This is a genomic window from Leptospira soteropolitanensis (genome assembly GCF_026151655.1).
In the GTDB taxonomy this organism is placed as follows: domain Bacteria; phylum Spirochaetota; class Leptospiria; order Leptospirales; family Leptospiraceae; genus Leptospira_A; species Leptospira_A soteropolitanensis.
Window position 1 is genome coordinate 1 of the sequence record NZ_JAMQPN010000085.1, and the last position, 897, is coordinate 897.

An 897-nucleotide genomic window follows, 5' to 3' on the forward strand; every position below is an offset into this window, starting at 1 on the left:
CTAGACTTACCGAAGTTCCCCGACCCTGAGTCCCGGAACGGGACGTTAGGGACTGGCATGTAGCTTGCGAAAGCAAGGCGAATGCCAGAAGGGGAATTTGGCGCAGCCCGAGCGAGGCCTTGTGCCGAAGCGGAGCGGTAAGTCGCTGTTATCTGCAGTTGGGTTAGTTGACTAAGCAGAAAGTTTAAGAGTTTTTATCGAATCTAATTTATTCTTTAATTTTTCTTTTTTCTCTCGAATATCAATATCTGTTTGTAAGTTTATCCAAAATTTTTCAGACATACCAAAAAACTTTGATAATCTTAATGACATATCTACTGTTATTTTTCTCTTTCCATGTAATATGTCTAAAATAGTAGAAGTAGATACGTGAAGTTCCTTAGATAATTTATAAGGAGTAATTTGCATAGGTTCAAGAAATTCTTCTTTTAAAATTTCAGCGACAGTTGGAGTCGGTATTCTGTTATTTTTCATAGTTTATTATAATCCTTTAATGATAATCAATAATAGATACTTGATAACAGTTTCCTTGTTCAAATGTAAAAATGATACGCCACTGATCATTGATTCGGATAGAATAAAAACCGTTCAAATCTCCTTTTAAACTTTCTAGTCTGTTTGAAGGAGGAGATTTCAAATCATCCTCTTTCTCCGCGTTATCTATTAAAATTAGCTTAGTAAGAGCTTTCCTCTGAATTTCTGGTGGAATCCTTTTCGAAAATATTTGGTTAAATATCTTTTCTGTTTCTTTATCTCCGAAAGAAAGAATCACACCTACTATATCTCTGCTACAGATATAGTAGTCAATCTTTTTATTTCAATGATTTGGTTAAGATTTAACCCAATTGCAGATAACGAAATAGCTTACCGACGTTCCTCGTAGCTGAGCCTCAGTAT

2 protein-coding genes are annotated in these 897 nt (G+C 35.1%); both read right to left on the reverse strand.

The window, feature by feature from the left end:
• Positions 1-171 precede the first annotated feature (171 nt).
• Positions 172-474 (reverse strand): HigA family addiction module antitoxin, encoded by a 303-nt coding sequence (locus tag ND811_RS19435; RefSeq protein WP_100740848.1) that lies wholly within the window; start codon positions 472-474, stop codon positions 172-174.
• A gap of 16 nt (positions 475-490) precedes the next feature.
• Positions 491-772: a type II toxin-antitoxin system RelE/ParE family toxin gene (locus ND811_RS19440; protein WP_100740850.1), complete on the reverse strand. Its 282-nt coding sequence runs from the start codon at positions 770-772 to the stop codon at positions 491-493.
• Positions 773-897 lie beyond the last annotated feature (125 nt).

Bases quoted from the DNA above. Each gene is read 5' to 3' on its own strand.
- ND811_RS19435 (WP_100740848.1), bottom strand. From the start codon at position 474: ATGAAAAATAACAGAATACCGACTCCAACTGTCGCTGAAATTTTAAAA.